17 protein-coding genes are annotated in these 23,624 nt (G+C 65.2%); 8 read left to right on the top strand and 9 right to left on the bottom strand.

Features of this window, described 5'->3' with window-relative positions; all coding sequences use genetic code 11:
• Positions 1–4 precede the first annotated feature (4 nt).
• The 4 genes from thrC (at position 5) to moaE (ending at position 3,620) form a co-directional block, all read left to right on the top strand.
• On the top strand, positions 5–1,456 hold the full coding sequence (gene thrC / locus P3T42_RS03025; RefSeq protein WP_429305138.1) for a threonine synthase: 1,452 nt from the start codon (positions 5–7) through the stop codon (positions 1,454–1,456).
• Between the two features lie 126 nt (positions 1,457–1,582).
• Positions 1,583–2,848 carry a molybdopterin molybdotransferase MoeA gene (locus P3T42_RS03020; RefSeq protein WP_429305137.1) on the top strand — a complete coding sequence of 422 codons (1,266 nt, stop codon included), beginning with the start codon at positions 1,583–1,585 and terminating at the stop codon, positions 2,846–2,848.
• Between the two features lie 27 nt (positions 2,849–2,875).
• Positions 2,876–3,133 (top strand): molybdopterin converting factor subunit 1, encoded by a 258-nt coding sequence (moaD, locus tag P3T42_RS03015; protein ID WP_074298485.1) that lies wholly within the window; start codon positions 2,876–2,878, stop codon positions 3,131–3,133.
• 10 nt (positions 3,134–3,143) lie between these two features.
• On the top strand, positions 3,144–3,620 hold the full coding sequence (gene moaE / locus P3T42_RS03010; RefSeq protein WP_429305136.1) for a molybdopterin synthase catalytic subunit MoaE: 477 nt from the start codon (positions 3,144–3,146) through the stop codon (positions 3,618–3,620).
• 61 nt (positions 3,621–3,681) lie between these two features.
• Here the strand turns inward: moaE and P3T42_RS03005 are convergent, their stop codons facing one another.
• Positions 3,682–4,227, bottom strand: a complete 546-nt coding sequence (locus P3T42_RS03005) for a group III truncated hemoglobin (RefSeq protein WP_429305135.1) — start codon at positions 4,225–4,227, stop codon at positions 3,682–3,684.
• A gap of 243 nt (positions 4,228–4,470) precedes the next feature.
• Here P3T42_RS03005 and P3T42_RS03000 point away from each other — a divergent pair, with 243 nt between their 5' ends.
• A complete protein-coding gene (locus P3T42_RS03000; RefSeq protein WP_074301591.1) occupies positions 4,471–4,971 on the top strand; it encodes an Rrf2 family transcriptional regulator in 501 nt (166 codons plus the stop codon).
• Positions 4,972–5,089: 118 nt separating this feature from the next.
• Positions 5,090–7,687, top strand: coding sequence for an ATP-dependent chaperone ClpB (gene clpB / locus P3T42_RS02995; protein ID WP_074298489.1), 2,598 nt, complete (start codon positions 5,090–5,092; stop codon positions 7,685–7,687).
• 160 nt (positions 7,688–7,847) lie between these two features.
• On the opposite strand, the gene P3T42_RS02990 is transcribed toward clpB, so the two are convergent.
• The 4 genes from P3T42_RS02990 to P3T42_RS02975 form a co-directional block, all read right to left on the bottom strand.
• The gene (locus P3T42_RS02990; RefSeq protein ID WP_074298491.1) at positions 7,848–8,279 is read right to left on the bottom strand and encodes a YidB family protein; all 432 of its coding nucleotides are present in this window, start codon (positions 8,277–8,279) and stop codon (positions 7,848–7,850) included.
• Between the two features lie 177 nt (positions 8,280–8,456).
• Positions 8,457–9,080, bottom strand: coding sequence for a ComEA family DNA-binding protein (locus P3T42_RS02985; protein ID WP_429305134.1), 624 nt, complete (start codon positions 9,078–9,080; stop codon positions 8,457–8,459).
• A gap of 175 nt (positions 9,081–9,255) precedes the next feature.
• Positions 9,256–11,517: a penicillin-binding protein 1C gene (gene pbpC / locus P3T42_RS02980; protein ID WP_429305255.1), complete on the bottom strand. Its 2,262-nt coding sequence runs from the start codon at positions 11,515–11,517 to the stop codon at positions 9,256–9,258.
• Between the two features lie 38 nt (positions 11,518–11,555).
• Entirely contained in the window at positions 11,556–17,690 is a 6,135-nt protein-coding gene (locus P3T42_RS02975) for an MG2 domain-containing protein (RefSeq protein WP_429305133.1), read from the bottom strand.
• A gap of 155 nt (positions 17,691–17,845) precedes the next feature.
• Here P3T42_RS02975 and P3T42_RS02970 point away from each other — a divergent pair, with 155 nt between their 5' ends.
• Together P3T42_RS02970 and P3T42_RS02965 are read left to right on the top strand one after the other, a co-directional pair.
• The gene (locus P3T42_RS02970) at positions 17,846–18,304 is read left to right on the top strand and encodes a MerR family transcriptional regulator (protein WP_074298499.1); all 459 of its coding nucleotides are present in this window, start codon (positions 17,846–17,848) and stop codon (positions 18,302–18,304) included.
• On the top strand, positions 18,256–18,678 hold the full coding sequence (locus P3T42_RS02965) for a carboxymuconolactone decarboxylase family protein (protein ID WP_429305132.1): 423 nt from the start codon (positions 18,256–18,258) through the stop codon (positions 18,676–18,678). The genes P3T42_RS02970 and P3T42_RS02965 overlap by 49 nt, the downstream gene beginning before the upstream one ends.
• Before the next feature lie 149 nt (positions 18,679–18,827).
• Here the strand turns inward: P3T42_RS02965 and P3T42_RS02960 are convergent, their stop codons facing one another.
• The 4 genes from P3T42_RS02960 to P3T42_RS02945 form a co-directional block, all read right to left on the bottom strand.
• Positions 18,828–20,207, bottom strand: a complete 1,380-nt coding sequence (locus P3T42_RS02960) for an MATE family efflux transporter (protein ID WP_074298502.1) — start codon at positions 20,205–20,207, stop codon at positions 18,828–18,830.
• A gap of 2 nt (positions 20,208–20,209) precedes the next feature.
• Positions 20,210–21,982, bottom strand: coding sequence for an ArnT family glycosyltransferase (locus P3T42_RS02955; protein WP_074298503.1), 1,773 nt, complete (start codon positions 21,980–21,982; stop codon positions 20,210–20,212).
• A 295-nt stretch (positions 21,983–22,277) separates the two neighbouring features.
• Positions 22,278–22,541, bottom strand: coding sequence for a type B 50S ribosomal protein L31 (locus P3T42_RS02950; RefSeq protein WP_074298505.1), 264 nt, complete (start codon positions 22,539–22,541; stop codon positions 22,278–22,280).
• A 253-nt stretch (positions 22,542–22,794) separates the two neighbouring features.
• Entirely contained in the window at positions 22,795–23,622 is an 828-nt protein-coding gene (locus tag P3T42_RS02945) for a zinc-dependent peptidase (protein ID WP_074298507.1), read from the bottom strand.
• Positions 23,623–23,624: the final 2 nt, after the last annotated feature.

The following is a 23,624-nucleotide window of genomic DNA, read 5'->3' as shown; positions in this document are numbered from 1 at the left end:
CGATATGAACTACCTTTCCACGCGCGGCGCCGGAGCCGGCGAGCGCCATACGTTTTCCAACATCCTGCTGGGCGGTCTCGCCAGCGACGGCGGCCTGTACCTGCCCGCGGAATATCCGCGCGTCTCGGCGGACGAACTGGCGCGCTGGCGCACGCTGCCGTACGCGGATCTCGCCTTCGAGATCCTGTCGAAATTCAGCGACGATATCCCCGCCGCCGACCTGCGCATGCTCACGCGCCGCACCTACACGGCGGCGACGTATTGCCATGTGCGCGACGACGAAAGCGCCGAGCAGATCACGCCGCTGAAGACGCTCGGTGTCGAGAACGGTGCGCCGTTGTCGCTGCTGGAGTTGTCGAACGGGCCCACGCTCGCGTTCAAGGACATGGCGATGCAGTTGATCGGCAACCTGTTCGAGTACGCGCTGGCCAAGCATGGCGAGACGCTGAACATCCTCGGCGCCACCTCGGGCGACACCGGCAGCGCCGCCGAGTACGCCATGCGCGGCAAGAAGGGCATTCGCGTATTCATGCTGTCGCCGCACAAGAAGATGAGCGCGTTCCAGACGGCACAGATGTACAGCCTGCAGGACCCGAACATTTTCAACCTCGCGGTTGAAGGCAATTTCGACGACTGCCAGGACATCGTCAAGGCTGTTTCGAACGATCACGCCTTCAAGGCCAGGTACAAGATCGGCACGGTCAATTCGATCAACTGGGCGCGCGTCGTCGCCCAGGTCGTGTATTACTTCAAGGGCTACTTCGCGGCCACGAAGTCGAACGACGAGCGGGTGTCGTTCACGGTGCCGTCGGGCAACTTCGGCAACGTCTGCGCGGGCCATATTGCGCGGATGATGGGTCTGCCGATCGAGAAGCTCGTGGTGGCCACCAACGAGAACGACGTGCTCGACGAGTTCTTCCGCACCGGCATCTACCGCGTGCGCAAGGCCGCCGAGACGTATCACACCAGCAGCCCGAGCATGGACATTTCGAAGGCGTCGAATTTCGAGCGCTTCGTGTTCGATCTGCTGGGGCGCGATCCGGCGCGCGTGCTGCAGTTGTTCCGCGACGTCGAGGAAAAGGGCGGCTTCGACCTGGCGGCGAGCGGCGATTTCGCGCGGGTCAGGCAGTTCGGCTTCGTGTCGGGCCGCAGCAGCCACGCGGACCGCGTCGAGGCGATCCGCGACGTGTTCGAACGCTACGACACGATGATCGACACCCACACGGCTGACGGCCTGAAGGTGGCGCGCGAGCATCTGCAAGCGGGTATCCCGATGATCGTGCTGGAAACCGCCCAGCCGATCAAGTTCGGCGAGACGATCCGCGAAGCGCTGCTGCGCGAGCCGGAGCGGCCGGCGGCGTTTTCCGGGCTCGAGTCGCTGCCGCAGCGCTTCGAGGTGCTGCCGGCGGACGTGCAGCGTGTGAAGGACTTCGTTGTCGCGCATGCGGGCGACTGAGGGGGATTCGGGTTATTGACGGGCCGGGTCGCCCCGGCGAAAGCCGCGGACCGCTACAATATTCCTTTCAGTTCAGCGCGTCCCCAACCGATGTCCACGCCTACATCTCCCGCGCCTCGCGCCCCGATGCTTTCGACGGCCGACGCCCTTGCAACGCTGCTCGGCGCCGCCGGCGCCGTGGTCGGCAAGGAAACGCTGCCCACGCTCGAGGCGCTGAACCGCGTGCTGGCCGTCGACGTCGTGTCGCCGCTCGACGTGCCGCCCATGCACACCAGCGCCATGGACGGCTACGCGGTGCGGATCGCCGATCTCACCCAGGGCGAGCGCCGCCTGCCGGTCTCGCAGCGCATCCCGGCGGGCCATGCGCCGCAGCCGCTTGCGGCCGGCACGGCGGCGCGTATTTTCACTGGCGCGACAGTGCCGCCCGGCGCCGATGCCATCGTCATGCAGGAGCAGACCGAAGCCGCCGGCGACGCGGTCACGATCCTGCACATGCCGAAAACGGGCGAGTGGATCACGGCGCAGGGCGCGGACATCCGCAGCGGCGCGGTGATCTTGCCGGCCGGCACACGCCTCACCCCGCAGGCGCTGGGGCTGGCTGCCTCGGTGGGTTGTGCGGAGCTGTCGGTGGTGCGGCGTGTCAAGGTAGCGGTGTTCTTTACCGGCGACGAGCTGACCATGCCGGGCGAGCCGCTCAAGCCCGGCGCCATCTACAACTCGAATCGCTTCACGCTGCGCGGGCTGCTGGAAAAGCTCGGCTGCGAGGTGAGCGACTACGGCATCGTCGCCGACCGGCTCGATGCGACCCGTGCGACCCTGCGTGAGGCCGCGCACGGCCACGACCTGATTCTGACCTGCGGTGGGGTCTCGGTGGGCGAGGAAGACCACGTGAAGCCGGCGGTGGAGGCGGAAGGGCGTCTGTCGATGTGGCAGATCGCCATGAAGCCGGGCAAGCCGCTGGCGTTCGGCGCGGTGCGGCGCGGCGCGGTGGGTGACGTGAGCGACGTGGATGCTGGCGCAGCGGATACCTCGACCCCCGACACCCCCGCCGAAACCTTCTTCATCGGCCTGCCCGGCAACCCCGTATCCACCTTCGTCACCTTCCTGCTGTTCGTCCGTCCGTTCCTGCTGCGTCTCGCGGGCGTGCGGACCGTGACGCCGCGTGCGCTGTCGTTGCGCGCCGACTTCACCCAGTCCAAAGGCGACCGGCGCAACGAGTTCCTGCGCGCCCGGGTCAATCCGGCGGGCGGCCTGGATCTGTTCCCGAACCAGAGCTCGGCGGTGCTGACTTCGACGGTATGGGGCGACGGCCTGATCGACAACCCGCCCAATCATGTGATCAGCGCCGGCGAGACCGTGCGCTTCATTCCCTTTTCCGAATTGTTGAACTGACGCCGGCGGCGTCCGGTGGCGACCCAGATGAAGATTCAGCTGAAATATTTTGCGAGCGTGCGTGAAGCACTTGGTACCGCCGACGAAACGGTGGACGTGCCCGACAGCGTGGCCACGGTGGGCGACGTGCGGGTGTGGCTGCGCGTGCGCGGCGGCATCTGGGCGGAGACGCTCGCCGAGGGGCGCGCGCTGCGCATGGCCTGCAACCACGTGATGACCGATGCCGGCACGCGCATTACCGAAGGCTGCGAGGTCGCGTTCTTTCCGCCCGTGACGGGCGGGTGAGGGAGCGGGCATGACGGTTCGCGTCCAGACAGAAGACTTCGACCTCACCGCCGAGGTGGCCGCCTTGCGCGCGCAGAATCCCAAGGTCGGCGCGGTGGCCTGCTTTGTCGGCACCGTGCGCGATCTGAACGACGGCAGCGTGGTCGAAACCATGGAGCTCGAGCACTATCCGGGCATGACGGAGAAATCGCTCGCGGCGATCGTCGAGGTTGCGCGCGGGCGCTGGCCAGGCATCGAGGTGCTGGTCATCCACCGCGTGGGCAAGCTGTATCCGCTCGACCAGATCGTGCTGGTGGCCACCACCGCGGCGCATCGCGGCGACGCGTTTGCGTCGTGCGAGTTCGTGATGGACTACCTGAAAACCGAGGCGCCGTTCTGGAAAAAGGAAAAGACCGACCAGGGCGAGCGTTGGGTCGATGCACGTGTGACCGACGACGCCGCGCTCGCGCGCTGGGGGATCGGCTCGATTAATACGAAGTCCGAATAAAGCGCCGTGCTTCTTCGGCTAGACGTCGCAGGTAGCGCGGCGTTTTAGCCGCGCCGAACCTTCATGGCTCGCTCGAGCGCCCAATGATCTTCGCCGGAAACGGCTCGCCGCGCGCGGCATCGTGCGCCTGCGGATCGCGTTCGCCGCGCTCGCGCCGCGCGGGTGCGATACGGTCGAGCAAATCTCGCTGTTCGGCGGGAATCGTGTAATCCCACCCAAAACGGCTCAATTGCAGACTTTGCGCAATGCGCAAAGCCGGCTCCATGAAGCGGACCGCCGCCGCGGGCTCGTAGCGCGACTCCACCGTGTCGAGAAAGAGGTAAAGCCAGTGACTGAAGTGCCTGGGTTCGAGACCCGGCAGCGGCTGATGCGCCTGCTGCACATTGCCGCGATACTGCTTCGCACCCAGCACGAGACTCGCCCAGAACAGGCACATCTTCGGCAGATGTTCGTCCCAGCGGCCGCCGAGCGTCTGCTCGAAGACAGGACCGAGGATGGCATCGGCTCGCACGCGCTCATAAAACGCATAAACGAGCTCGCGGATATTGGCTTCGGTCGGTTCTGCGTGTCGCGCCGCCGCAGCGGGGCTGGGAGAGAGTGGATTCATGCTGTGATCAGGGGCAAATTCAAAGTCGCTAAGTACTGCGAGAAATAATGGCTCACAATCACGTTATTCAGAAAAACAACGCTGTGGTCAGACGATACCATTCAGAATGACGCATATTGACAGAAAGCCCCGAATAACATGCGCCGGCCCCGCATGTTATTGCGAAGAGGCTGGATGGACAACCCTCGCGCCGACACGGTCTTTCAGCGGATCGCCGCCGTCGCTCATTGTGACTTTGCGCTTATGAGACTGACTGACTACACGGATTATTCACTACGCGTCATGCTGTACCTCGCGGTTCGCGACGAGGGGCTGGCGACGATCCAGGATATCTCGGACGCCTACGGTATTTCGAAGAACCACTTGATGAAGGTCGTCCAGCGGCTCGGCGAACTGGGCTGGGTCGAGACGGTGCGTGGCCGCAACGGCGGGCTGCGGCTTTTCGAGCACTCGGGTTCGCTCACGGTCGGCGAAGTGGTGCGCGCCACCGAAAGCGACTTCGCGCTGGTCGGATGCTTTCCGGATGAACGGGGCGCCAACCGGCACTGCGTGATCCAGTCCCAATGCCGCCTGAAAAATGTGCTGGAAGCGGCGCGTCACGCGTTTCTGTCGGAGCTGGATCGCCACACCATCGGCGAGCTGGCCGAGCCTCATGGGCCGCTCGCGGCGTTGCTCGGCATGCGGCAGGTGATCCCGATTGCATTGGAGACGTCCGGCGACGGCGGAGCGGCGCCCGTCGATTGACCGAATCAAACCGCTTGTTCGCGTCAATTGTTAAATACTTGCTCCCGCGTGCAAAAAAGCGCTTGAAACCCGCAAAAAACGCCTCATTTTGGTGGTATTCGAAATTGGAGGTCTCTTGATGAGAGTCGACAAACTCACCACTAAATTCCAGGAAGCGTTGGCCGATGCGCAGAGTCTCGCCGTCGGTCGTGACAATCAATACATTGAACCCGTTCACCTGCTCGCGGCGCTCGTCGCGCAACAGGACGGCTCCGCACGCTCGCTGCTGTCGCGCGCCGGCGTGCACGTGCAGGCGCTGCAAACCGCGCTGAACGACGCCATCACCCGTCTGCCGCAGGTCCAGGGCACGGACGGCAACGTCCAGATCGGCCGCGAACTGACCGGCCTGCTGAACCAGGCGGACAAGGAAGCGCAGAAGCTCAACGACACGTTTATCGCGAGCGAGATGTTCCTGCTCGCGGTCGCCGACGACAAGGGCGAAGCCGGGCGCCTCGCGCGCCAGCACGGCCTGTCGCGCAAGTCGCTCGAAGCGGCCATCGCCGCGGTGCGCGGCGGCTCGCAGGTGCATAGCCAGGACGCCGAAAGCCAGCGCGAAGCGCTGAAGAAATACACCGTCGATCTGACCGAGCGTGCGCGCGCGGGCAAGCTCGACCCGGTGATCGGCCGCGACGACGAGATCCGCCGGTCCATCCAGATCCTGCAGCGCCGCACCAAGAACAACCCGGTGTTGATCGGCGAGCCGGGCGTGGGCAAGACGGCCATCGTCGAAGGGCTCGCGCAGCGCATCGTCAACGGCGAAGTGCCGGAGACGCTCAAGGGCAAGCGCGTGCTGTCGCTCGATATGGCGGCGCTGCTGGCCGGCGCCAAGTACCGCGGCGAGTTCGAAGAGCGCCTGAAGGCCGTGCTGAGCGACATCGCCAAGGACGAAGGCCAGACCATCGTCTTTATCGACGAAATTCACACCATGGTCGGCGCGGGCAAGGCCGAAGGGGCGATGGACGCGGGCAACATGCTCAAGCCGGCGCTTTCGCGCGGCGAGCTGCACTGCGTCGGCGCAACCACGCTGGACGAATATCGCAAGTACATCGAAAAGGACGCCGCGCTCGAACGCCGCTTCCAGAAGGTGCTGGTAGACGAGCCGTCGGTCGAGGCGACCATCGCCATCCTGCGCGGCCTGCAGGAAAAGTATGAACTGCATCACGGCGTGGACATCACCGACCCGGCCATCGTCGCGGCGGCTGAACTGTCGCATCGCTACATCACGGACCGTTTCCTGCCGGACAAGGCCATCGACCTGATCGACGAAGCGGCTTCGAAGATCAAGATGGAAATCGATTCGAAGCCCGAAGAGATGGACCGGCTCGATCGCCGCCTGATCCAGTTGAAGATCGAGCGCGAAGCCGTCAAGAAGGAAAAGGACGAAGCGTCGCAGAAGCGCCTGCAATTGATCGAGGAAGAAATCGAGCGGCTGAACCGCGAATATTCGGACCTCGAAGAAATCTGGACCGCGGAAAAAGCAGCGGTGCAGGGCAGCGCGCAACTGAAGGAAGAGATCGAGAAGACTCGCGCCGAAATCGTCCGGCTGCAACGCGAAGGCAAGCTGGAGAAGGTCGCGGAGCTGCAGTACGGCAAGCTGCCGGGACTCGAAGCGCAACTGAAGGAAGTGACGAAGGCCGAAGCGAAGGAGCAGAACAATCCGACCCGCCCGCGTCTGTTGCGCACGCAGGTGGGCGCAGAGGAAATCGCCGAAGTCGTGTCGCGTGCCACCGGCATTCCGGTCTCGCGCATGATGCAGGGCGAGCGTGAAAAGCTGCTGCAGATCGAAGACAAGCTGCACGACCGCGTGGTCGGCCAGGACGAAGCGATCGCCGCGGTGGCCGATGCGATCCGCCGCTCGCGCGCGGGGCTGTCGGACCCGAATCGTCCGTATGGCTCGTTCCTGTTCCTCGGCCCGACGGGCGTGGGCAAGACCGAACTGTGCAAGGCGCTGGCGTCGTTCCTGTTCGATTCGGAAGATCATCTGATCCGCATCGACATGAGCGAGTTCATGGAGAAGCACAGCGTCGCGCGGCTGATCGGCGCGCCGCCGGGCTACGTGGGCTATGAGGAAGGCGGTTACCTGACCGAGGCGGTGCGTCGCAAGCCGTACAGCGTGATCCTGCTCGACGAGATCGAGAAGGCCCACCCGGACGTGTTCAACGTGCTGCTGCAGGTGCTCGACGACGGCCGCATGACCGATGGCCAGGGGCGCACCGTGGACTTCAAGAACACGGTGATCGTCATGACCTCGAATCTCGGGTCGCAGGTGATCCAGGCGATGGTCGGCGAACCGCAGGACGCGATCAAGGATGCGGTGTGGGAAGAAGTGAAGCTGCATTTCCGCCCGGAATTCCTCAACCGGATCGACGATGTCGTCGTGTTCCATGCGCTCGATCGCTCGAACATCCAGTCGATTGCGAAGATCCAGCTGCAACGGCTGCATGAGCGGCTGGCGAAGCTCGACATGCAACTGGTCGTCTCGGACGACGCGCTGGAGTTGATCGGCAAGGTCGGCTATGACCCGTTGTTCGGTGCGCGGCCGTTGAAGCGCGCGATCCAGCAGGAGATCGAGAACCCGGTCGCGAAGCTGATCCTGGCCGGCAAGTTCGGTCCGAAGGATGTGATTCCCGTCGAAGTGGAAGACGGCAAGCTGGTGTTCGACCGCGTGGTGCATTAAGCGGTACGGTCTGCAAGGCCGCGGCGGTTGAGCCGCGAACTTGCCCGCCATGCAAAAGGGCAACGAATTTCGATTCGTTGCCCTTTTTATTTGCCTCGGCGTAGGGTGTGGTTCCCGCGGCGCGACTGAAACGGCCGCGCGCGGGACCCACGTTCAAACGTTACGCTTTGCCCTTGCCGAACAGCGACTCCAGACCACCGAGCGCACCGAGTACGCTTGTCGCGTTCAGTTGGCCTTCGGCGGGGACTTCACCGGTGGGCGTGGCGGCATTGACGACATGCGGCAGGATCTGCGACAGCAGTCCCGTGATCTGGTCAGGCTGTACACCGGCCTTGGCCGCGAGGTTGGTGACGGTGTCCGAGCCGAGCACGCTATGCAGCGCGTCCGCCGAGATCGGCTGATTCTCGCCGTTGCTGACCCACGAACTGATGATGTCGCCGGCCCCTTTGTCCTTGAACTGCTGGATCAGGCCGTTCAGGCCGCCCGGCTGGTTGTTGACGAATTCAAGCGCGGTGCTGATCAGGGCTTGCTGGCCGCCGCCGCCTTCAGGCGACTGGCCGAGCAGGGAACCGAAGGTGTCGAGTAGGCTCATGACGGTCTCTCTTGAATGCCGGCGTTCCGTAGAGACGCCGGCGGGTGAAAACGCCGCGCGGTTGCGCGGCACCGGTTGGATGGAAAGCAGGGCGTGGCCGATACCGGATGCGCTCGGGTGAAACACGTTAGATGAATCACGTCAGGCGAACAGCTTACCCCGTTCGCCTGACGACAATCAGGTGCCCGAAGCGGCGGCAGCCGATGCCGCCTTGCTCTTCTTCGCCTTTTTCGATTTCGAGGCTTTGCCGCCCGAGGCTTCCGCGGGCGCGCTTGCCGCCGCTGCGGCCGGGGCGGAGGCAGCGGCTGCTTCGGATGCCGCCGCCTTGCTCTTCTTCTTCGACTTCGAAGCCTTGCCGCCCGATGCGGCCGCAGGCGCACTCGCGGCGGCGGTCGCCGGTGCGGGTGTCGCGGCCGGCGTCGTGGTGGCCGCCGTCGTATTCGTCGACGTGGCGACCTGGGTCTTCGTTGCCGGTGTGCTGGTGGCCGTCGTGCTCGACTTCGCGGCCGCCTTGGCGCCGGTCGGCGGGGTAGACGCGCCGTTGATCGTGAGACCGGCTGCTTCGAGGTTCGTCACCGACTTCGTGCCGATGCCTTTCACGCGTGCGGCGAGATCGTCTGCATCCTTGAACGGGCCGTTCTTGGTGCGTTCGTCGATAATCGCTTTCGCATGAACCGGGCCGATGCCCTTGACAGTTTCAAGCGTCGCCTGATCGGCGGAATTGACTTCCACCGCAGAGGCGAAGGTGGCTGACAGCGACAGGGCCAAGGCAACGCAAAGCATAAGCAGCTTCTTCAGCATGGCAAGCACTCCATTGAGGGCACAAAAAGTTAGCCGGGAACGGACGACGCATTCGGTCAGCACGCGCTGCGCTTAAGCATAGGATAAATCGCGCGGCCTTCTGATGAAAACCGCCGATTTATACCGATCGATTCGTGACAAGTAAATCATCGTGGATACTATTTAAAGCTTTTGCCTATTTCGTAGGCCTTTGTGAGGCGATCGGTGCTGCGATGGTGCCAGTGCCAGTGCTAGTGCCAGTGCCAGTGCTAGTGCCGGGCGTGCGGGCTACCGCGCCGCGCACTTCGAAGTGCACTGCATCGGCAACGCTGCCGTCGGCATCCACCAGTTCCAGCAGATGATGCCCAGGCCACGGCAGCCAGGGCACGCGCGACGCGTGGCCGAGCGTCTTGCCGTCTAGACGCCATGTGCTCAAGGTCGACGTTTCGCTAGCGCGTTCGAATGAAATCCGCTGTCGCGAGGCAGGGATGTCGGGGTCGAGCGCGAAGATCGTGCCGTCGGTGGGTGCGCCGATATGCACCGCGCCGCGCGTCGAAACCCGTTGCACGGCCGCGCCGGCATCCGCTGCGAGCGCGACGAGCGGGGTTTGCGTGCCGCGCAGGAACCAGTCGTCACGGGTGGGTTCGACGCCGTTTTCAAACGTGACGCGTGTTTGCATCACACCGGGTGGCGCGGCCGGCGGCGTGCTCGGCAAACGACGGTGCAGATAGCCGACGATCGCAGCCCACACCGGTGCCGCGCCGCTCACGCCGGACACGTCCCACATCGGCGTGCCGTCCGCATTGCCGACCCACACGCCCACCGTATAACGCGAGGTGAAGCCGACCGTCCAGTTATCGCGCATATCTTTGCTGGTGCCCGTTTTGACCGCGGAGAAGAAGCGCGTGGCGAGCGGGCTATCGAATCCGAAGGTGCGGGTACGCGCGTTGTTGTCCGACAGCACGCTGGTGATGATGAAGCTGGCGTCGGCGCTGAAGACGCGCTGCGCCGCCCGGGTTGCGGTGTCGCCGGGTGCCGCCTGGCGACGCGGCAGATCGGCCGTGGATCCGGCGACCCCGCCATTGGCCAGCGCGCGATAGGCGTTAGTCAGCGCAAGCAGGGTGACGTCCGCGCTGCCGAGCGCGAGGCTATAGCCGTAGTAATCGCCGCTTTGCGTGAGCGGCAGACCGAGCGCCGTGAGGGTCTTCGCAAAGCGGTGCGGCGTTACCATCACCAGCGTGCGCACCGCCGGCACGTTCAGCGACGAGCCGAGCGCAGTGCGGACGCTGACCCAGCCCTTGAAGTCCTTGTCGTAATTCTGCGGGATGTAGAGGCCGCCGCCGGCAGCGAGATCGAGCGGCGCGTCGTCGAGCAGGGACACCGTGGTGAGCCGCCGTTCGTCGATGGCCTGCGCATACAGGAACGGCTTGAGCGTCGAGCCGGCCTGGCGTAGCGCGAGCACCGCATCGACGTCGCGGGCGCCGGACAGCGCGCCCGACGAACCCACCCACGCGCGCACCTCGCCGGTGGTGTTATCGAGCACTACCACGGCGCCATCCTGCACATTGCGCGGATGCGCGCGGGCGTTCAGTTCAAGCAGCGTACGGGTGAGGGTGTCGCGTGCGAAACGCTGCAGCCTGGCGTCGAGCGTGGAGCGCACGCGCGTGCCGGCGACCGGATGCACTTCAGCCGCGATGCGCCGCGCGAAATGCGGCGCGAGGCCGTCGTCATCCGGCGTGAGGGAGAGGGTGGCCGGCGCAGGACGGGCGAATGCCAGTTGCACGAAACCGCCGAGGTTCGCGCATTGGCCGGCCGCTTGCATGTCGCGCAGAATCCGGCAGGCGCGTTCGCTGACTTTCGCGTAGGGCGCGTTCGGCGCGCGGATCAGCGCAGCGGCCACCGCCGCTTCGCGGTCGTTGAGTCCCGAAGGCGCCTTGCCGAACAGCGTCATCGAGATGGCCGACAAGCCGATCGTTTCGCCACGGAACGGCACCAGATTCAGATAGGCTTCGAGGATCTGGTCCTTGCGCCAGGAGCGCTCGAGCCACAATGCATTGACAGCCTGGCTGGCCTTCTGCGCGATCGAACGTTGTCCTGAACGTTGTGGATCGTCGTCGAGCAGGCCGGTCAACTGCATGGTCACGGTCGACGCGCCGCGCGTGCGCGTATTCCACAGATTGGCCCAGGCGGCGCCCGCTGCGCCGCGCCAGTCGACCCCGCTGTGTTCGTAGAAGCGCTTGTCTTCGGAGACGACGATGGCCTGGCGCAACGCGGGCGAGACGTCGGCGAGCGCGACCCAGTCGCCGCGTCGCTCGCTGTGATCGATGCGCGTGCGCTGCAGCGGCTCGCCGTCGCGCGCGAGGAGCACCCAGTCCGAGCTGTGCCAGCGGGCGTGGACCTCGTCGAACGAGGGCAGCGCGAAGGCGCTGAGCGAGGTGCCGAGCAGGCTGATGCAGATCGTTGCGCGGGCGAGCCACGCCGGACAATCCGCACGTCTCACTTCGACACCGCCGGCACAGTACCCGCCGCGGGCACCACCACCAGAGGCGCATTCGGCACCGCGCCAAAGGTCGACGGCGCGTAGAGCGCTTCGACACGCGTCGGCGGCAGACCGAACGTGCCGACGTTATTGAGCCGCACCGTGTACTCGACCGAGAATTTCCCCTTCGGCAAATAATCGTAGTACGCCCGATAACCATCGAAACCGCGTTCGATAAATGCCGGCCACGCGCCACGGTCGGCATTGTCGCCGCTGTTTTCCCCTTGCGTGGCCGCCTCCGAGTCGCGTCCCAGACCCGAGCCGAGAATCGTCGCGCCGGCCGGCACGGGATCGTTGACGACGACCCAGGTCATGTCGGTCTGCGCGTCGATGTCCAGATGCACGCGCACCACATCGCCGCGCGTATAGACGCCTTTCACAGCCGGATCGAGCGCGGTGATAGTCTTGGTGATGCGGTAGCCGGCGGCGAACGGCGTTTTCAACGGCACGGCGGCGAGACTTTCGATGGTCGCCCACGGCTTGCCGGTGCCGTCTTGCGTGAGCGTCAACTGCGCCGCTGCGCCTTGATTCACCGGCGGCCATGGCAGGAGCTGGCTACGGGTGTCCTTCGCCGGCGTGGCGGGTGTCGCCGAACTCGCCGCAGGGGATGCGGCGGCCTGGCTCCACGAGATCGTCTTGTCGAACGTGCCGAGCTGCAGCCGGGTCTGCCCGGCGACCGGCGTGCTTTCGAACACCTGCGAGAAACGCGCGACCGCGAGCGAACCCCACACGTTAGCGGTCGTGGTCTGCCACGCGCCGTTGCGTTGCAGCGCGAGCAGGCCGGCGACGAGGCGTGGCATCTCGTCCTTCCACGCGGGGGCGTCGGCGAAGGTGAGGACGGTGCGAGCGGCGTTGTCTTCAGTGCTGGTCATCAACCACCACAGATCGTCGTCGGCCTCGGTCGAGAACGTGAGGCGCGTGCCCTGATACGTGAGCCGTGCCCGCAGGATCTGTTCGAGCTGCGCGCGCTTGTCGTCGCGCTGCGGGATATCCGCCACGCGCGACAGGATCGCGTAGTAGTCGAGCACGGCCGAAGTCGGCCACTGGTTCGGCGCGATCTCGATCGACTCGAGCATGCCCGGCTGCACCATCCCAAACCGCGACAGCGCCTCGAGCGCTTCGAGCTTGCGCAGATCGAGATCCTTGCGCGGCGCCCAGACATCGCGCTGGATCTTGCCTTGCACAAAGCTCACGAGGCCGGCTTCGAGCTTGCCGCGCACGTCGTCGGGCAGCGCGAAACGCGGATCGAGCTTCGCGGTTTCGTCGCTGGCGGCGAGCAGATACGCGCTCAGTGTCGGGCTGCCGTGACTGCCGCTGTCGTCGCTCGGCGGGAAGTAGTTGGCGAGGCCGTCGCGGTCGAGATAGACCGGCATCTTCGCCACCACCGCCTGCCATTGCGCGGGGTCGCGCAGACCGATCGCCCGCGAGGTTTGCTGTTCGAGGCAGTTGTACGGATAGCGTTCGAACCAGCGACGCACACCGGGCATGCCGTCGGAGAGCTTCGACTGCAACGACACCGCAATGCCGCCGCGCAGCACGCCGGCTTGCGTCGTGCTCGCGTCCGGCGGCGCGGCCACCGGCAACGACAGCGTGCCGTCGACCTGTTCAAGCGTGGCCTGTTGCACGGTCACGGGCAGCGCGGCGGTGACGCGCTGGGCGATCTTCAGGGCGTCGCTGGCGTGCGGGCCGCCTTGTTCGGCGGCGGCCACGCTCCACGTGAGCGCGCCGGACGGCCCATCGGCGAGGCCGTCGGGCGTCGTTACGTTCCAGGCGACTTCGCGTGCCGAGTCGGCCGCGAGGTCCACCGTTTGCGCTGCAAGCGCGAGACCCGGCACGTTCGGCGTGACCACCACTTTCATCGCCCGGGCCGTCGTATTGCGCACCGTGAACTGGGCGCGGAAGACATCGCCTTCGCGCACGAGCGGCGGCAAGCCGGAGATCAGTTGCAGATCCTGCGTGCTGCGAATCGACGTGCTGCCGGTGCCGAAGGTGCCCGGACCGACCGCCGCAATCGCGACGATGCGAAAACTCGTCAACGCGTCGTTGAGCGGCACGTCGAGCGAGGCGTCGCCGTTGGCGTCGAGCGTGACGCGCGGATTCCACAGCAGCAGCGTGTCGAACAGTTCGCGCGTCGCGCTGTGGCCGCCGCCGCCTCCGGCCGGCACGGCCTTGCGGCCGAAGTGACGGCGCCCGACGATCTCCATTTGCGCGGTCGACGTTTCGACGCCATAAGCGCGCCGTTCCAGCATGGCGTCGAGCAGGTCCCAGCTTTCGTTCGGCATCAGTTCGAGCAGGGCCTCGTCGACGGCGGCCACGGCGATCTGCGTGCCGGCCGGCGCGGGCTTGCCGCCCGGCATCTGCACGTGCAGCTTGATGTGGGCCTTGCCGCGCACGGTGTAGGACTTCGCGTCCGGCGTGACCGTCACGGCGAGCTTGTGCGCCGCCGTGCCCACCTTGATTTCGGCCATGCCGTAGCGGAACGCCGGCTTCGACAGATCGACGAGCGGCGTGGGCGCTTCGTATTGACGTCCCTCGTACCAGAACGCGCGGGCCCACTCGAGCGGCGCCTTCCAGCCCCAGGTGAAGAACGAATACCACGGCACTTCGTGGATCCGGCCGCGCAGTGCCAGCACCGACACGTACACGTTCGGCCCCCACGCCTCGTTGACCTTCAGTTCGACGGTCGGATCCTTGCCGTCCAGCTGGACGACGTGCGTCTCGAGGATGCCTTCGCGTTCGACCGCGACCAGCGCGGTGGCGAAGCGGAACGGCATGCGCACCTGGAAGCGCGCGGTCTCGCCGGGCTCATACGCTGTCTTCTCGGGCAGCACGTCGATGCGGTCGGTGTTCTCGCCGCCGAACCACAGTTCGTCTTCGCGCGTGACCCAGACCGAACTGCTCGCCGTCGACACGTTGCCGTCGCCGTCTTTGGCCGTGACCACGAGGTCGATGTTGCCCGCGTCGCGCAGCTTCGCGTCGCAGCTCAGGAGGCCGTGGTCGTCGCTCTTGCCGCTGCACAGCGAGCCGAGGTCTTTGGTCTCGGTGTGGTTGTCGTAGGCATAGAAGCCGCCGACCATGCGCTTTCTCGAACTCGTCGTGATGCGCGCATAGCCGTGCACGTCGAGCGCCACGCCGGCGCGCGGCTTGCCTTGCAGGTCCACGGCAAGGGCCTTGACCGGCACCGTGTTGCCGACCGACACCCATTGCCCCGACTTGATGCCCGCGACCACCGCGGCAGGCCACAGCGTCGCGCCGCCGGAGAGCGTTTGCACCTCGCCGTTCGGATCGGCGAAGGTGGCTTCGAGCGCGAGGCGCTTGGGCGCGTCGACGTGCGGCAGGTTCTTCAGCGTCAAGGCGCCGGAGCCGTTGCGATCGAGCGTCACCGCCTGCTTGTCGGCGATCAGCTTGGCGCCGTCGTCGGCGGATTGCTGGGCGTCGCTGTCGCTGTCTTCGTCGTCCGAGGACGAGGTGTCGTCGCCGGTTTGCGGCGTATAGGGCGTGAAGCTGAAGTCCGGAAACGTGTCCGTGAAGCCGGGCGTCGTGCTCTTGAGCAACGCGGACACCTGCACCGGCAGGTTCGAGGCCGCGCCGCCCGAGACGTAGTCGATCTGCAGCGCAAGCGGCGCTTCTTTAGCGGCCACCAGCGGATGGGTCTTCTCGTCGCGCACGGCAATCGTGCCTTTGAACACCGGCAAGCGGAATTCTTCGACACGGAAGCTGCCCGACTCGTAGCTCATGGACGGCGAGCTGTTGCCGGCGGCGTTGTTGTCGCTATCGTCGGAGGCGTCACTGTCGTCGCCGTCGTTGCCATTGCTGCTACCACCGCTGCCGTTCGCCGCGCCGGAAGACGCCGTCGCGTTCGGATCGCCATCGTCTAGCGTGACGCTGTATTCGCCCAGTTTCGCCGCGACCGGAATCGTGAAGGTCGAATCGGCGCTGTGGTCGGCGGCCCATTTGAGCGGCAGATGATAGGTCTGGCCACTGCCGAGATGACGAATCGTGACCCGGGTCGGATACTTTTGCGGATACGCGAAGCCGTGCAAGGTTTCGACGCGGATCAGATGCTTCATCGAGACCGTCTCGCCGGCGCGCAACAGCGTGCGGTCGAAGACGGTATGCGCGCGCACGGTTTGCTCGATGCTGGTGTCGGTGGGCACGTTGAAACGCCAGGCCTCGATGCCGCGGTTCCAGTCCGAGCGCACGAAGGCCATGTCGGAACCGGTCTTCGGATCGTCGACGCGGGCCGAGACGAAGAAGCCTTCGAAGCTCCCTTCGCCGCATTCCTTCACAGGGGAGAGTGGCTTGTCGATGGTCAGCACGCCGTGCGCATCCGTTTTGCCCTCGGCGAGCGGGGCGCCGTTGCAGTCGCTCACCTGGATGGCGGCGTTCGGTACCGGTTGACCCTTGTCGAGCGAGGTCACCCACACCACGCTGTTTTCACGCCCTTGCTTGAAGTGCACACCGAGATTGGTGACGAGCACCGCAGTACGCACGTACATGGGTGCTTTCCTGCTGAGTAGCGACGCGCCGAGCGCGGGCGAGGCCAGTTCGATTACGTAGAAGCCCGGTTTCGTCACCGGCACGCCGACCACTTCGAATGGGCGCAGCGCCTTCGGATCTTCCTTCGGCAAGGCGAGGGTTTCGACGCCTCGCTGTCCCGCGAGCAGGGACAGCGAGCGGATGTCGATTTCAGGGTCTTTCTTGTTGTCGTCGCTGGATTCGTCCGGCGAACGCGGCACATACACCGGGTTCTTCGAGCGCTGCAGCAAGCCGGGCATCAGCGAGTCGATACCCGAGCGATTCATCGAATAGCCGTCGAACTGGTCGACGAGGCGCATCCACTTGCGGATGTCGGTGTCCGCATCGACGCGCAGTGTGGTGAACTGCGCGTTGCCCGCATTGAGGCCCGCCACATGCAGATCCGCTTCGACGTTGCGCAGCGTCACCGGCACGAGCGCGGGCATGTCCGGTTCCGCAAAACGTTCGATGATGCCGAACGTCCCCGACGAGAACTTGGCCAACGGCGGCATCGGCGCCGTGGTGGTCTTGAGCGGGAACAGGTCGGTGTTGGTGAGCGCCCGGCCGCTGACGTCCTTCAGGTTCGCGGGGATGTCGATGGTGAGTTCGGCGTGTTCGGGCAGCGGCGCCGCAAATTCGACCGTCGATGTTTCGGAATCCTTGTCATCGGGTTTGAAGGTGGGTGCGATCGTGCCGCCGGGGCCCTTGAGCGTGAGCTTTTCGGCGTCGGTCCGGCTGATCGGCGCGTTGAAGCGCACTTGCACCGGACGCAGCGGCGTACACGGCGCCTTGGCGTTTTCGCGCTCGCAGGAGAAGCTGGCGGCGAAGGGCTCGCGCACGGTGTAGTCGAAGCGGCGCTCGACGTCGTTGGCGAGACCGCTCGGGCCCGCCACGCCCACGCCGTACACCAGTTGCATCTTGGTGGCGGCAGGCAGCGTCTGCTGGCACTGGAGCGTCAGGATGCGAGCGGCATCTTTTTTCAGGCGGAAGTGCTTGAGCAGCGCCGCGCGTGCAGCGTCGTCGAGATTCTTGACGGGGATGCGATTGCCGAGGCCGCTCGATTCGCACCAGACATGCTCGTGCACCGAGGCGTCCGTAGCCGGTCCGTTCAACTGCAGGACGAACGCCTGGTCTTCCTCGATTTCGCCGCTGTCAGGATGAATCTCCTGGACGAATGGGCCACCCGTTTGAAACGCGTAGCGGTGCGGACCCGTGATGGCGTGGCCGGCAAACGATTTCAACCCGTCGTTGAGATCGACCGTGCAACTGAGACCTGGCGGCAGGTCTGCGGTGAAGTCCCAGGCCCAGGTCTTGTCGTCGATCCAGTGCGCCTCGCCGCCGCTCGCGGCCGCGTCGTTGCAATGCACCTGGGCGGGCGCCGCGGCCGAGGCCGAGCCGAAGGCGATCATCGCTTCGTCGAACTTGACGACCACTTGCCGAACCTGCGCCACCTTGCCTTGCGGCGACACGCTGGTGATGCGTGCTGCATCGGCGCGCCACGACGAGGCGGCCAGCAAGGCGAGCGCTGCTATCGTTGCCCACATCCACGTCCATCTGAGGGTGCCGCTTCGCATCGACCGCGCTCCTGTTCGCTTACAGAATGCTGGCGATTCTACCGGACGATCATCAGTATCCCCAACCTTGTTAGGCGTCGGAAAATCCCGATGGTCGATGACAATGCAAATCGCTTGACTTAGAGTGCACTCGAAGTCCTAACCTGAGTTCCGTCATGTCAAAAGCACTCACCATTGGCCAGGTCGCGGCAAGCACCGGCGTCTCCGCACACACGCTGCGCTACTACGAACAGGCCGGCCTGATTCGGGCGGTCGGTCGCACGGAGGCGGGGCATCGTCTCTATGCGCCCGGCGACCTCGACTGGCTGCAGTTCGTGATGCGTCTGAAGGCGACCGGCATGCCGATCGCCGGGATGCAGGCTTTCGCTGCGTTGCGGGCGCAAGGCGAGGCCACGATCGGCGCGCGGCGCGAGATGCTGGCGGCGCATCGCGACACGGTGCTCGCGCATATCGCGGAGTTGCAGATCAACCTCGAAGCGATCGTCGACAAGATTGCCTACTACGAGGCGGCTGAGCGCACGGTGACACGACAGGTCGACCCCTCTCAATCAGACAAGGACTCACCATGGAACACGCACAAAACGACCGCTACACCCGGGGCTGGAACAAGCTGAAGGAGATCGACGGGGCCACCGGCGAGAAGGTGATCGCCGCGCTTGCGCCGATCGCCCCGGATTTCGGGCGGCTGCTGATCGAGTTCGGTTTCGGCGATATCTATAGCCGGCCGCAACTGGATCTGCGCTCGCGCGAGATTGCGACAATTGCTTCGCTGGCGACGCTAGGGTGCGCGCAGCCGCAACTGAAGGTGCATATCGAAGCGGCGTTGAATGTCGGCTGCACGCGCGACGAGATCGTCGAGGTGTTCATGCAGATGGCGCTTTACGCAGGCTTTCCGGCGGCCCTGAACGCGTTGTTTGCCGCCCGGGAGGTGTTCGAGCGGCGTGATGTGGAGGAGGCGTGCGGCGAGGCGGTGGGGGAGGCTGCCTAAGGCAGACGATGCGGCTGGAGGCGGCGGAGCAGGAGCGCGGCGAGGTTTGCAGAGCGGCTGCCTAAGGCTTGAAATGCAACTAACGGTCAAGCAGTCAAGGCGCCTCCAACAACGCCTTGACCCGCATCATCGCTTGCCGCCCACGCCGCCTACACGGCCTTATCCGCCTGCCCGTCAAAACCAGCCTGCAGATACCGCCGGCTGACCGATTGCAAGTAAAGCAATAACCCGGATCCGGCAATCGCGAGACTCGCCATATTGGCGACCCAGAACCCGCGTGCGCCGGTCAACCAGACGGGTATGGCGCCGCCGATATCGAAGCCGAGCAGATAGCCGCCGCCAAGCCCCACACCCCACAGCGCGATGGCATAGATCACCGTAGGCACGACCGCCACCTTGTAGGCGCGCAACACGAAGGCCGTCGTCACCTGCAGCGAATCGAACACGTGATAGAACACCACGATCAGAACCAGCGGCATCGCGGCCGCCGCGACCAGCGGGTTCGGCGTATAGCCTTCGATGATCAGCGGCCGCAGCGCGAGCGCAATGGCTCCATAGCAGCAGGCGATCGTCACGGCCATCAGGATGCCATGCCGCGACAGCGTGCGCGCCGCTTCGTGGCGATGCGCGCCGAGCGCCTGGGCCACCAGCGTGGAGGTGGCAATGCCGATCGACAGCGGCGTCATGTAGAGCACCGCGCCGACGTTGCCGGCAATCTGGTGTCCGGCGAGCGTCGTGGTGCCGAAGCGGGCGATGAACAGCGCCATGAAGGTGTACGAGGTGACCTCGATCAGATACGAGAGCCCCATCGGAATACCGAGGCGTAACTGGGCAACCTGACGGCGCCAGACCGGCCAGCAGAAGTGCGAGAAGATCGCGAACGGCCGGAACACGTCGAGGCGCGTCATCAACAGAATGCCGACGACGGCCAGCGTCCAGTTGATCGTCGTGCTGGCGAGCGCGCAGCCCGGGCCGCCGAGCGCTGGCATGCCAAAGCCGCCGAAGACAAACCAGCGATTGAGCGGAAATTTCATCAGCAGCGCGCCGACCTGCAGGATCATCACGAGCCGCGGCTGGCCGACCGCGTTAGTCAGCGAACTGTAGATACGAAAGGTCAGGCCGGCCGGCAGGCCAAACGCCAGGATCTGCAGGTAAGCGACCGTGCGTTCGTGCAGCGCCGCCGGCACGCGGGCCACGCGCAGGATCGGCTCGGGGAAGTACAGGATCAGGAAGCCGATCGTCATCAGCGCCAGCGCGAGCCAGAACGACTGGCGGACTTCCTCGCCGATCTGGCTGTAGTGACGCCCGCCGTAGAGCTGGCCGGCAATCGGCTGCAGGGCGGTGAGAATGCCGGTCAGGCCGATATAGACCGAGATATAGATCGACGAGCCGAGGCCAAGCGCCGCGAGGTCGACGGCCGAATAACGCCCGACCATCGCCGTGTCGATCACGCCGAACGCGATGATCGCCAACTGGCCGATCAATACCGGCCAGGCAAGCGCGGCGATCTTCCGTACGTCAGCGAGCATGATCAGTCCGTGCTGGCCGGCGCGGCTTGCCTCGGACGCCAGGCGCGGTGTCTGGCGGGCGGCTTCGGACGGTCGATGCGCACGTACAGGCGGAAGCGCTCGTCGCGGTCGGCGACCCGGCGGCCTTCCCACACCATCTTCCAGACGAAGTCCGACATCGAACTCGGTTCGCCGTAGTCTTGCGTGTCCTGGCGCAGGATCACGTCGCAGTCTTGATCGAAAGCAAAATGCATGTGACCGAAGTAGGCAAACGTCGCAATCTGCGCATTGCCGAGGCGCACCGGCGAAATGCAACTGTAGTCGTCCGGCAGATGGGTCGCGATCTGTTCGGCCACGTCCTTATAAGTCCGGCTGTAGTTGATGATGGGCAGCCACAGCGTCATCACCAGCACCCACATCAGCGTCGTGCCGGCGCTGGAGAGCACCACGCTGCGCCACAGCACTTTCGGATGGCGCGCGAGGCGCCAGCGGACCAGCACGAACCAGCATACTGTCACGGCGACCGCGCAGATGAACGACAGCATTTTGAACTGCGGCACGAAGCCCGGCGCATACCGGGCCATGTTGCGCGCGAGCGGCGCCGGAAAACCAGTGAGGCCCGCGATCCAGAACAGCCAGACGGTACTGCCGAGTATCGTAAAGCTGAGGAGGGCGAACCAGTCGATGGCGTTGATGGTGCCGCGGTTGAGCGTGGGCAGCGCGAAGGTGGCGAGCACCGCGAGCGCCGGCAGCAGCAGCATGAAGAGCAGGTTGGTCTGATGGCTCTGCAGCACGACGAGGATCAGCAAGGGCGTGATCACCGACAATGGAATCGCCACGTGCGGCGCGCGCCGCAAGCCGGACCAGCTGAACCACGACCAGATGGCCAGCGGCCAGGCGGGCCACGTGAAGAGCGGCAGGTTTTTCAGCGCATAGCGGGCCACCGAGCCGGGCGGTCCGGCAAACGTGTTGATGCTGGTGCTCACCCACTGATTGAGGTACCAGACGGCGTCGTCAGGGTAGGCGGAGAGCGCGGCGATCGGCCAGGACAGCGACACCACCAGCGCGACCGGCAAGCCGGCCAGCAGCAGCCAGCGCGTGCGCGCCGCGGGCACGATGATCGTCATGGCGAGCGTGCCGACCAGCAGCGCGGCCACCAGCACGGGGTTGCTCGCCAAGGCCACGAGGCCGAGCGCGAAGCCCCAGACGAGCGCGCCTTGCACCGGCTTGTCGATCATCCGCACAAGGCCGTACAGGAGCATCGCAACGCAGACGAACTGCGCGAGTTGCGGCGTGGTTTCGTGGCCGCGCTCGGCGAGGCCGAAGCAGGCGAGCAGAATCAGCAGTGCGCCGTCCGCGAGCGTGCGGCCGTAATCGCGCGGTTCCGGCTCGCCGCCGAAGGCGTATTTGAATGGTTGGACTTCAGGGCGCCGGCCGAGCAGATAGGCGGTGTACCAGACGAAGGCGCAGGCGCCGCAAAACAGCAGGCCGGTGAAGACGCGCGAGGCATTGCTGGCGTCGACCCAGGGCGCCAGCGCACGGATCGAACTGGCGCCGAGCCAGTAGCCGAGCGGACCGTTGTCGGTCAGATATTTGCCGACCAGGTTCGGCAACAGCCAGTCGTGCGCGTTGCCCTTGGCCATGGTCCACATGACGCCGAAGCCGGCCGCATCTTCGTTCTTCCACGGGTCGCGGCCGAACAGGCCGAACGACGCGTAGACAATACTGATGGCCAGCAACAGCCAGCGCGGCAGGGCGCTCGTGGCGGAGGCAGTGAGGCGAACGACGGATCTCATGCGGATATGTTGATCTCGGATAAACGCTTCGACCGGCGCCGGGCAGGGTGCCCGGCAGCATGGCCGATTCGCAGCATCCGGCATTGTAGACGTGGCGCACTGCGCGCGTCACGGTCAGTAACAGGCGGCAACGTGGCGCACCGGCCCGTAACGGGGCGTTGAGCGGCGCGATACGGCGCAGGGAAAGCAGCGGCGCCAGGCGACAAAAAAGGGCAGCTTACGCTGCCCTCCTGTGCTGGTGCTTGAGCGCCCCGTCCGGCCTGCAGCCAGTGACGGGGCGGATACACCCTGGCTATTACTTCGCTGCCTTGCCGGTAGCGCGCGAGCCGAACTTCTTGTTGAACTTCTCGACGCGGCCTGCCGTGTCCATGATCTTTTGTTGACCGGTGTAGAACGGATGCGATTCCGACGACACTTCGATCTTGGCGAGCGGGTAGGTCTTGCCTTCGAATTCGCCGGTTTCGCGCGTCTGGATGGTCGAACGGGTCACAAACTTGAAGTCGATCGACATATCGACGAACAGAACTTCGCGGTAATTCGGGTGAATGCCTTCTTTCATGGTCTTTCCTTTAGTCTGGCGGTAGCCAACCCGCGTGCAGCCGCTTATGCGGAAGCATCTTGGCGCGAGCCACTTGCCTAAGGTCGAAAAACGGCGATTATGCCAGAAAATCAGACGGTTGACGAACTTTGCGGAGGTTTTTTCACGGCCGGCGGGTTGGCGGGTTGACTGGTTGGTTGGCTGGCCGCCGGTTGCGGTTCCAGGCCGGGTCTCATGCCCGTGACCTCTATGCCGCCGGGTTCCGTGCCGCTTCTTAGGCCTGCAGTGCGCCCACCCGCGCCGGATCCTGCCGGTAGTAGCGGGCCAGCAGCCGGTAGAGCTCCGGGTATTCGGCTTCGAACGCGTGCGGCTGGACGAACAGCGCCTCGCTGCAAACGGCAAAAAATTCCGACGGATGGTCCGCCGCGTAGGGATCGATCAGCGATTCCCGCTCGAAACGCGTCCAGCGGCGGTCCGGTACCGCATCCACCCTGGCGCAGAAGTGGTCGTAGGCGTGGTCGAATACCTGGCCCCAGGCGGTTGCATCGAGTGGCGCGTGCCAGCGGCGAAACAGCGGCGGGTGGCCATCGGCCTCGCCGCTCAGCATGTCGATCTTGTGCGCGAATTCGTGAATCACCACGTTATAGGCGTCCGTGCCGTCCGTCATCTGCGCGTCTTCCCACGACAGCACCACCGGACCGCCTTCCCAGGCCTCGCCGCTGGCGTCGTGCTCGACTTCATGGACCACGCCGTCTTCATCCTCGACGGTTTTGCGGATCACGAATTCGCCCGGATAGACAATCACGCCGACCCAGCCGCGATAGAGATCCAACCCAAGGTTCAGCACCGGCAAGCAAGCCTGGGCGGCGATCGCCACGGTCATCGCATCGGTCAGCTCGAGTTCGTGCGCGGTGGAGAACTCCTTCTGCGCGATAAAGAGGCTGCTCAGTTCGCGCAGCCGCGCGAGGTCCGCCGCTTCGAGATGGTTGAGGAACGGCAGACCGGCAAGCGTTGCCTGCCAGAGCGCGTCGTCAATCGGATGGTTGCGCAGTGCCCGCTCGCGGCGGCGCGCATCGAACCAGTGGGTGAGTTTCGCTAGCATCG

Origin of the sequence: Paraburkholderia sp. GAS38, assembly GCF_050434965.1 — a bacterium.
Classification (GTDB): domain Bacteria; phylum Pseudomonadota; class Gammaproteobacteria; order Burkholderiales; family Burkholderiaceae; genus Paraburkholderia; species Paraburkholderia phenazinium_A.
This window is presented reverse-complemented; position numbering and strand designations above follow the sequence as displayed.

Coding starts and splice junctions, on each gene's coding strand:
- P3T42_RS03005 (WP_429305135.1), bottom strand. CDS start 4,227: ATGAATCCACTCTCTCCCAGCCCCGCTGCGGCGGCGCGACACGCAGAA.
- moaE (WP_429305136.1), top strand. CDS start 3,144: ATGACGGTTCGCGTCCAGACAGAAGACTTCGACCTCACCGCCGAGGTG.
- P3T42_RS03020 (WP_429305137.1), top strand. CDS start 1,583: ATGCTTTCGACGGCCGACGCCCTTGCAACGCTGCTCGGCGCCGCCGGC.
- moaD (WP_074298485.1), top strand. CDS start 2,876: ATGAAGATTCAGCTGAAATATTTTGCGAGCGTGCGTGAAGCACTTGGT.
- P3T42_RS02965 (WP_429305132.1), top strand. CDS start 18,256: ATGGAACACGCACAAAACGACCGCTACACCCGGGGCTGGAACAAGCTG.
- clpB (WP_074298489.1), top strand. CDS start 5,090: ATGAGAGTCGACAAACTCACCACTAAATTCCAGGAAGCGTTGGCCGAT.
- P3T42_RS02970 (WP_074298499.1), top strand. CDS start 17,846: ATGTCAAAAGCACTCACCATTGGCCAGGTCGCGGCAAGCACCGGCGTC.
- P3T42_RS02990 (WP_074298491.1), bottom strand. CDS start 8,279: ATGAGCCTACTCGACACCTTCGGTTCCCTGCTCGGCCAGTCGCCTGAA.
- P3T42_RS02955 (WP_074298503.1), bottom strand. CDS start 21,982: ATGAGATCCGTCGTTCGCCTCACTGCCTCCGCCACGAGCGCCCTGCCG.
- P3T42_RS02945 (WP_074298507.1), bottom strand. CDS start 23,622: ATGCTAGCGAAACTCACCCACTGGTTCGATGCGCGCCGCCGCGAGCGG.
- P3T42_RS02975 (WP_429305133.1), bottom strand. CDS start 17,690: ATGCGAAGCGGCACCCTCAGATGGACGTGGATGTGGGCAACGATAGCA.
- thrC (WP_429305138.1), top strand. CDS start 5: ATGAACTACCTTTCCACGCGCGGCGCCGGAGCCGGCGAGCGCCATACG.
- P3T42_RS02985 (WP_429305134.1), bottom strand. CDS start 9,080: ATGCTGAAGAAGCTGCTTATGCTTTGCGTTGCCTTGGCCCTGTCGCTG.
- P3T42_RS02950 (WP_074298505.1), bottom strand. CDS start 22,541: ATGAAAGAAGGCATTCACCCGAATTACCGCGAAGTTCTGTTCGTCGAT.
- P3T42_RS02960 (WP_074298502.1), bottom strand. CDS start 20,207: ATGCTCGCTGACGTACGGAAGATCGCCGCGCTTGCCTGGCCGGTATTG.
- P3T42_RS03000 (WP_074301591.1), top strand. CDS start 4,471: ATGAGACTGACTGACTACACGGATTATTCACTACGCGTCATGCTGTAC.